Genomic DNA, 8,626 nt, shown 5'->3' with positions numbered 1-8,626 from the left:
CTACCAAATTGCGGTCATTTCTGATGCGATTTTGGAATCTGCTGAAAAAGGTCAATGGGTGAACCTTACAAAACAAACAGCAGAAGTAAAATAAACGGAAAACGTTATAGAGGCTGTTCAAACGGCGGCCTCTATAAAATATCATGCATGACAGGGAGGAGAAAGAATGAAAAAAATAAAAGTGGGCATTATCGGTACCGGTTTTATCGGACCTACTCACATTGAAGCCATCAGAAGACTTGGATTTGTAGAAGTGGTTGGATTGGCCCAAAGCAATCAAGAGGCCGCTGAACAAAAAGCAGCTGAGCTTGGCATTACAAGAGCCTATGGGGATTATCGCGATATGTTACGTGACAGCGACATCCAAGTGGTGCATAACTGTACGCCTAACCATCTCCATTTTGAAATTAATAAAGAGATTATTTTAGCAGGTAAACATGTGTTATCTGAAAAACCTTTAGCTATGTCCAGTATGGAATCAGAAGCATTATTGTCATTAGCTAAAGAACATAAGGTTGTTCATGGTGTTAACTTTAATTACCGGCAATTCCCGATTGTCAAGCAGTTAGCAGCCATGATCAAAAACGAGAAATTAGGGAAAGTCAACTTAGTGCATGGAAGTTACTTGCAAGACTGGTTATTGTTTGAGACGGATTTTAATTGGCGTTTAGCTCCTGAAGCAGGAGGAAAATCCCGGGCAATCGCGGATATTGGCTCTCATTGGTGTGATACGGTTCAATACGTAACAGGGAAAAGAATTGTTGAGGTGTTTGCTGATTTAGCAACCGTTATTCCCGTTAGGAAAAAATCTGCGTCGAACACATCTACATTTTCCGAACAAAAAGGCCAGGAAGAAGCATATGAAGACGTACCGATTAATACGGAAGACTATGCATCTGTTCTTGTGCGCTTTGAAGATGGGACAAAAGGGGTATTTACTGTTTCTCAAGTAAGTGCCGGCCGGAAAAATAGATTGAGCTTTGAAATAAATGGAAGTCAACAATCTGCTTATTGGAATCAGGAAGAACCGGAGAAATTATGGATCGGGCATCGGGATCGGCCAAACGAGGTTCTTTTAGCGGATCCTGCTCTGTTTGCTTCAGAGGCAAGATCATCGATTCATCATCCGGGTGGTCATAATGAAGGATGGCCGGATGCGTTGAAAAACGGCATGTTAAATTTCTATACATTTATCCGGGAAGGGAAAGATCCTTTAAGCAGCCAAGTCAATTTTGCGACCTTTAAAGATGGTCATATATCCATGTGCATTACAGATGCCATTTTAGAAAGTCATGAACAGCAAAAATGGGTGAAAGTGAAATTAGACGTATAAAAAGACCCTGACCTATCGTCGTTTTTTCAAGATAAGTACAAGTACATATGAAGATAATGGACATCAACGATTGAATGATTTCTTCCTTCTGATGAAAAGGATCTATGAATACGAGAATGCACCATAAAAACAAAATTACGAAGTTTAGGTGATAAAAATGAATGCGATTTCAGGTAAGGAACGAAATTTCGCCGGCCTTCCCGCTGCAGTAATTTGGGGTTATGCCGCCACGTTGATCTTTATGGTCGGCGACGGTCTTGAGCATGGCTGGCTGTCGCCATATCTTATTGAACAGGGGTTAACTGTGCAGCAGTCCGCTACATTATTTACAGCATATGGAGCTGTATTAGCTGTCGCTTCTTATTTTTCTGGCGTCCTGACAGAAGCATGGGGGCCGAGAAAAGTAATGTTAGCCGGACTGCTCATCTGGTTGGTTGGCCAAATTCTATTCATTGAATTTGGCTTAAAGCAGCAAAACTATGGCTGGATGTTACCGACTTATGCAATTCGCGGATTCGGTTATCCGTTATTTTGTTATTCATTTTTAGTATGGGTGACATATCGGAGTCCTGAACGAATCATGGCTACAGCGGTAGGTCTGTTTTGGGCTGCTTGGAGCGGGGGACTTTATGTGGTTGGAAGTTATTTCCCAGCTTATATGCTCCCGAAAATAGGATATATAGGGCTTATGTGGAGTGCTGTTGTCTGGGTAGTGATTGGTGGAATAATAGGTCTTTTAGTTGTCAAAGACGAAGGAATTCAGCGTAAAGGCAATTCAAAAGAAAAATTGAAAAGTTTGCTGAGCGGTCTGACCATTTGCGTCGTAAAACCAAAAGTAGCTATAGGCGGAATCGTCCGTATTATTAATTCAACCGGCATAGGGGCACTTCCGATCTTTTTCCCTCTGTATTTGTCTTCCGAATATGGGTTTACGACAGAACAATGGCTGCAGGTTTGGGGAACAATGTGGGTGGCGAATATCGCCTTTAATCTTGTCATCCCATACATTAGTGACAGATGGCTTGGCTGGCGTAATACGATTATGTGGATTGGCAGTTTCGGCTGCGGGGTGATGACGCTGGTAATGCTTTATACTCCCCAAATTTTCGGCGGCAGTTTCCTTGCGATGACCCTGGTCGGAATCTTTTTCGGAATCGTCCTCTGTGGTTTTGTGCCTCTGACTGCTCTTGTGACGTCAATGGCACCGGATCAGAAAGGTTCTGCCATGGCAGTGGTAAGCTTTGGTGCAGGAATGTCTTACTTCATCGCGCCGGCAATCGTTGGAGCATTCATCGGAATGATCGGGGTTCATGGTGTCATGTGGATATTCGCCGGCTTGTATTTCCTTGGCGCTGTATTGATGAAATTTATGACATTGCCAGATGAAGAAAAGCAGAATGAAAACCGTTATTTTACTGAAAAACAAACAAGTTAAAAATGGATATCCTGCTATTGAAAAGAGGCGGATTAAAAAATGAAAAAAGGTGTCTCAAACGTTCATTGAGACACCCTTTTTCATTTCTATAGCCGGATTTTCTAATTTTGGGCCGGTTTTCTTGCTCTTTTGGCCGAATTTCCCATGAATCCGGCCTTTGATCCACACTTAGGGGACAGATCCTTGCTGTATTCCGGCTTTATCATTTTATAAAAAATATTCACCATTTTTTATAGGGCAAAAATTTCCCGTTTAACGTAACTAACACTCGATCTCCTTTTGGATCTTCTAATTTTTGAATATCCATTTCATAATCAATGGCAGACATAATACCATCTCCGAATTTTTCATGAATTAATTCTTTAATAGCTGGCCCGTAAACCAATAGAATTTCATAAAAGCGGTAAATTAATGGATCGGTAGGAGGCATTTGAACAGTAGTGCCGCGATATGGAACGACCGTCAACGATTCAACTGCCTCATTCGATAACTCTAATAATGTTCCTACTTTCTCTGCTTCTTCGGTTGAGAGGGTAGCCTGTCCCAGTAAGGCGGTAGCGGTCCATGATTCTGAACGTTCAATTGTTTGAGCAATATCCGTCCATTTTAAGTTTAATTTTCTTTTTGCTGATAAAATTTCGCTTGTCGTTTTGGTTTTCTCCATTTTCTCTCTCTCCTTATGATTAAACTAGTACGTTCTCATAGTAATCATTTTTTTCGAAAATGTCTGATAATTTGTCAGGAAATCTTACATTGAATTTTCTCTGCCGATGAAGCTTTGAAATAATTAACTCAAAGGGAAATAAATTTATACATTATTAAAAGTGAAGGCATAATAAAAACATTTTTCTTAACTATTTAAAATTTTTCAAAACCAGAAGGAATTTGCTGATGCGGGCGATGCAGTAGCGAGGAAATAATACTTTTTTGTGGCGTAAGAGATGTAGATATTGTCAGAAGAAATGATACTAATTGGAGGTTTGCCGCATGCAGACAGGCAGACCTCCAGAAGGTCTGCCTGTTTTTACTTTTTTATATTTGTTGGTGAATAATCGCTTCCACCTCAAAACCTTCCAGTGTTTCCTGCGTCATTAACGCTTCAACGAGCCTGTCAAATGCCTCCCGGTGTTCTTCTATCAGTGTTTCTGACCTTTCCAGTGCCAATTCAAACAGTTCGTTCATTTTCGTTTCTTTATCAGCCTGGCGGAATGTGAGAGAAAAGCGGTCCTGAAAAATGCCGGTATCAACCATTCGTTCTAAAATCTGCTTCGCCTGCTGTACGTCGCCGCTGACACCGATGGAATGTTCACCGAGGTAAAGTCGTTCGGCAACGCCGCCGGATAAAATCATGGCGACCTGATCGATTAGTTCGCTGGCCGTTGACAAATGGAGCTCTTTTGGAACCGGAGCCACATAACCGAGTGCTTGTCCACGCGGGATAATCGTCGCTTTCCGGACAGAGCCCGGCTTTGTGAGAGCGGCGACCAGGGCATGTCCAGCCTCATGTATCGCTACACGCCGCTTTGTGAGTGGATCCGCCAGCGGGCGTGTCATCGTACCGAGAATCGTCCGGTCCAGTGCATAGTCAATATCTTTCTTTTCAATCGTGTCGCGGCCGCTTCGGATCGCACTCCTGCTTGCGGTTTCAAATAAGGCTGAAAGTTCAGCACCGGAAAAACCGACAGTTGCCTCCGCTAAATCATGAAGCATCGCAGCGGCGTTATCTGTCATATTTTTGCCGCGTGCATGAATGTCGATAATTTCTTTTCGCCCTTTTGCATCCGGCAGCGTAACATGAAACGAAAAATCAATTCGTCCTGGACGAAGGAACGCTTCATCAAGCATATCTTTCCGGTTCGTTGCGGCAATAAAGAGCAAACCATCATTATCGTGACCGCCGTCAAGCTGTACGAGCAATTCGGTCAGCGTTTTTTCCGCTTCTTCGCCGCCGTGCGTTTTTCGCCGGCCGGCAAGTGCATCTACTTCATCAATAAAAATGACCGCAGGCTTTTGCTTTCGTGCTTCCTTGAATAAGCTGCGCACGCGTGATGCACCAACGCCGACAAATAATTCAGTAAAGGCGGAACCGCTTGACGAGAAAAACGAAGCACCAATTTCTCGGGCAATAGCCTGTGCGAGTAATGTCTTACCAGTGCCCGGCGGTCCGTATAATAAAATTCCACGCGGCGGTTCAATGCCAAGCCGCGTTGATAAATCTCTTTCCTTTAAAATCGAGAGTGTCTGCAGGATGTCTTCCTTCATCTCATCTGACAAACCGCCGACGTCCTGAAGGGTAATGTCCGGCAAGGGACGGGCATGGGATAAACTGTTTTTCATCGAATGGGCAACTCCGATTCCGCCTTTTTTTCGGTAAAAGTAAAACCCGATTCCCGCAATAGCGATAACCAGTGCAATGGCGATCCAGCTTTCGTACGGTTCCGCTTTTTTATATTCATAGCGGATATTGTACGTTTCATTTAATCTGTCTACCACCATACTGCCCGGTGAAATATAAGAAGTATATTCTCCATTTTGTGTGGAGATATGAAGCGTTCCATCGGGGTATTCTACCAGTCCGACTTCCTGTCCATCTTCTTTTTGTATAATATCTTCCACTGAAGAAAACGGAATAACCGTTGATTCATTTGCTTTCTGCACATACCAGAATACACCGGCTGCCAATAATATAAACACAACAGCCGCTTTCCAAAGCAATCCGGGACGTGTCATCATTTTTACCACACTCCCTTTCTAGAATACTTCTATTATAAGAAAAAAAAAGGGAACTTGAAAGCGGAAAACATTTCTTCAAATCACGCGAGTTTGAAATTGTGGGTCTGCATGGTATTATAGTAAAGATTAAAATTAAAGGAGCGATTATTTTGGCGAAAAAAGGGTATATCCAAATGAAAGACGGCGCGAAAATTGAATTTGACTTGTTCCCAGAAGCGGCACCGGGCACAGTTGAAAACTTTGAAAAATTAGCAAACGAAGGCTTCTACAACGGGGTTGTTTTCCACCGTGTTATTCCAGGATTCGTCAGCCAGGGCGGCGACCCGACAGGTACTGGTATGGGCGGTCCTGGTTACACAATTAAATGTGAAACAGAAGGAAACCCGCATACACATCAAGAAGGTTCTCTTTCAATGGCACATGCCGGCAAAGATACAGGCGGAAGCCAGTTCTTTATCGTTCATGAGCCGCAGCCGCATTTGAATGGCGTTCACACTGTTTTCGGACAAGTAACATCTGGAATGGATGCGGTAAAAGTAATGAAAAACGGCGACGTCATGGAAAAAGTTGAAGTATTTGAAGCGTAAAGTAATTGGACCGGCCGCGCGCCGGTCTTTTTTATGCTATAGTATTATGCATAAGCAGAGAGGTTCCTGAATCCCATTCGTCTGATCTGTTAAATGACAGCGCAGGGAAGTAGCAATCACTGATGACAACCCGGATCAGGCGCATTGCTGTTCCGGTTTTTTGTATAGGCTAAAGAAATCTGGTGTAATGAAATAATAAAGGGAGAGTTGAAAAAATGAACAATGAATTCGCGGCAGAACTGCTTGAGCGTGTTCGAAAATCAAAACCGCTTATACATAATTTAACGAATACAGTCGTCACTAATTTTACAGCAAACGGGCTGCTCTCAATCGGCGCATCGCCTGTTATGGCCGATGCGGTTGAAGAGGCGGCGGATATGGCAAAAATCGCTGGGGCAGTTGTCTTAAATATCGGTACGCTCACAGCGCCAAAAGTCGAAGCGATGATTTTAGCCGGCAAAGCGGCAAATGCTGCCGGTATTCCGGTCTTATTTGATCCTGTTGGTGCAGGGGCAACTCCTTACCGTACGGAAAGTGCAAAACGCATTTTATCAGAAGTTAATGTCGATATATTACGCGGGAACGCCGGTGAAATTGCCGTGCTTTGCGGGCAGTCGATACAAGTAAAAGGAGTGGATGGAGGAGGAAATGCCGATATGAGAGCTTTGGCAAAAGAAGCGTCTGAAACACTCGGTGTCACGTGTGTGATTACCGGTGCAGAAGATGTAGTCTTTGGAAAAGAATCCTTTTCTGTTCAAAACGGCGATCCGATTTTGACAACTGTTACGGGGACAGGATGCCTTCTCGGTTCGGTTATTGCGGCTTTTTGCGCAGTGGAAAAAAATTATGCCAAGGCAGCGGCCGCCGCTCTTGCTTTTTACGGTGTCGCAGCAGAACGTGCCGTTGAAAAGTCGGGACATAACCGTCCGGGTACATTTGCGGTGGAATTTTTGAATGAACTGTCCTTAACGGGAAAAGAGGCAATCATGAAAAAAGCCAAGATAGAGGAGCTGTAAAAATGACCATAAAAAAAGCGATGACAATTGCCGGCTCAGACAGCGGGGGCGGTGCAGGCATTCAAGCCGATTTAAAGACTTTCCAAGAGCTCGGTGTATTTGGTACATCTTCAATTACAGCCGTTACCGCTCAGAACACACTGGGTGTTCACGGCGTTTATCCAATGAGCGTTGACGCTGTGGAAAAACAAATCGATGCGGTTGCAAGCGATATTGGTCTCGATGCCTTGAAAACCGGCATGCTATTTTCAACAGAAATTATCGAAGCGGTGGCTGCGAAAATTCGGGAACATGGCTTTAAAAATGTAATCGTCGATCCCGTGATGATTGCCAAAGGCGGTGCTCCGCTTTTACAGGAAGAAGCAATGGAAGCATTAAAAACAAAATTATTGCCGCTTGCACTTGTGGTGACACCGAACATTCCGGAGGCTGAAGCCATTTCCGGCATGTCGATTCAATCCGTAGAAGACAAAAAAGAAGCAGCGAAAGCGATCGCGTCGCTTGGTGTAAAACATGTATTGATAAAAGGCGGCCATGATGAAGGAGAGATCACATATGATTTACTGTACGATGGTGAGTCTTTCCATACTTTCTCCGGTAAGCGAATTAATACAAAAGATACGCATGGAACAGGCTGCACGTTTTCAGCTGCCATGACCGCAGCGATCGCAAAAGGCGCTTCTGTACGGACAGCGGCTGAAACAGCGAAACAGTTTATTCAGGCTGCGATTGAAGATGGTATCCATATTGGCAGCGGTCACGGTCCGACGAATCACTGGGCATACCGGCAGCGGGGTGGGTGCTGATGGAAAAAGAACAGCTGGCTGTTTACTTTATCGCTGGAACACCAAACTGCCTCACAACGATTGAAGAAACACTTCAGGCGGCCATTGACGGCGGTATTGCGATGTTTCAATTTCGTGAAAAAGGCGAAGGGGCATTAACGGGTGAACGAAAAAAACAAATTGCCCTGCGCCTGCAGGCCAAGTGTAAACAGGCGGGTATTCCATTTATCATTAATGATGACATTGCACTTGCCATCGACATTGCCGCAGACGGTGTTCATATCGGACAGGAAGACGAGCCGGCGTCTGTTGTCCGTGAAAAAATAAAAGGCGGCATCGTCGGCGTTTCTGTTCATACGATGGATGAATTTGAAAAAGCGATTGCAGACGGAGCGGATTATGTCGGAACCGGTCCGATTTACGTGACGGCGACGAAAACCGATACACGTCCGGTTGCAGGTACGACACTCATCCGGAAAATGAAAGATAAATATCCTGACTTTCCGATCGTCGGCATTGGTGGTATTACCATTGAAAATGCAGAGGAAGTAATGAAAGCCGGAGCAGATGGTGTCTCTGTCATAACAGCGATAAGTCATGCAAAGAATCCAAAACAAGCAGCATCACAATTAAAAAACGTTTTTTCACGAACGCAATAAAGTAGAAGATGGAGTAAATCATATACTCCGGCTTCTATTTTATTATGATAGAATGGAAGAAAAAACATATGAATAGAT

At 44.0% G+C, this 8,626-nt stretch carries 8 protein-coding genes; 6 read left to right on the top strand and 2 right to left on the bottom strand.

The window, feature by feature from the left end; all coding sequences use genetic code 11:
* The first annotated feature begins 166 nt into the window (after positions 1-166).
* Together BTO30_RS10105 and BTO30_RS10100 are read left to right on the top strand one after the other, a co-directional pair.
* A complete protein-coding gene (locus BTO30_RS10105) occupies positions 167-1,333 on the top strand; it encodes a Gfo/Idh/MocA family protein (protein WP_075398603.1) in 1,167 nt (388 codons plus the stop codon).
* A gap of 157 nt (positions 1,334-1,490) precedes the next feature.
* Entirely contained in the window at positions 1,491-2,768 is a 1,278-nt protein-coding gene (locus BTO30_RS10100; protein ID WP_075398602.1) for an MFS transporter, read from the top strand.
* A 220-nt stretch (positions 2,769-2,988) separates the two neighbouring features.
* Here BTO30_RS10100 and cynS read toward each other — a convergent pair whose 3' ends face one another.
* Both cynS and BTO30_RS10090 read right to left on the bottom strand, forming a co-directional pair.
* Positions 2,989-3,432 carry a cyanase gene (cynS, locus tag BTO30_RS10095; RefSeq protein WP_075398601.1) on the bottom strand — a complete coding sequence of 148 codons (444 nt, stop codon included), beginning with the start codon at positions 3,430-3,432 and terminating at the stop codon, positions 2,989-2,991.
* Between the two features lie 368 nt (positions 3,433-3,800).
* Positions 3,801-5,501 (bottom strand): AAA family ATPase, encoded by a 1,701-nt coding sequence (locus tag BTO30_RS10090; RefSeq protein WP_075398600.1) that lies wholly within the window; start codon positions 5,499-5,501, stop codon positions 3,801-3,803.
* 149 nt (positions 5,502-5,650) lie between these two features.
* On the opposite strand from BTO30_RS10090, the gene BTO30_RS10085 reads away from it, so the two are divergent.
* The 4 genes from BTO30_RS10085 to thiE all read left to right on the top strand — a co-directional run bounded on the left by BTO30_RS10085 (position 5,651) and on the right by thiE (position 8,548).
* Complete coding sequence (locus tag BTO30_RS10085) at positions 5,651-6,088, top strand: peptidylprolyl isomerase (RefSeq protein ID WP_075398599.1); 438 nt, start codon at positions 5,651-5,653, stop codon at positions 6,086-6,088.
* A 215-nt stretch (positions 6,089-6,303) separates the two neighbouring features.
* A complete protein-coding gene (gene thiM, locus BTO30_RS10080) occupies positions 6,304-7,104 on the top strand; it encodes a hydroxyethylthiazole kinase (RefSeq protein ID WP_075398598.1) in 801 nt (266 codons plus the stop codon).
* A 2-nt stretch (positions 7,105-7,106) separates the two neighbouring features.
* On the top strand, positions 7,107-7,910 hold the full coding sequence (gene thiD / locus BTO30_RS10075; protein WP_075398597.1) for a bifunctional hydroxymethylpyrimidine kinase/phosphomethylpyrimidine kinase: 804 nt from the start codon (positions 7,107-7,109) through the stop codon (positions 7,908-7,910).
* Positions 7,910-8,548, top strand: a complete 639-nt coding sequence (gene thiE / locus BTO30_RS10070) for a thiamine phosphate synthase (protein ID WP_075398596.1) — start codon at positions 7,910-7,912, stop codon at positions 8,546-8,548. The genes thiD and thiE overlap by 1 nt, the downstream gene beginning before the upstream one ends.
* Positions 8,549-8,626: the final 78 nt, after the last annotated feature.

This window comes from Domibacillus antri, assembly GCF_001936625.1.
GTDB classification, from domain to species: domain Bacteria; phylum Bacillota; class Bacilli; order Bacillales; family Domibacillaceae; genus Domibacillus; species Domibacillus antri.
Note: the sequence above shows the minus strand (reverse complement) of the source record. Positions and strands in the feature narration are given on the sequence as shown.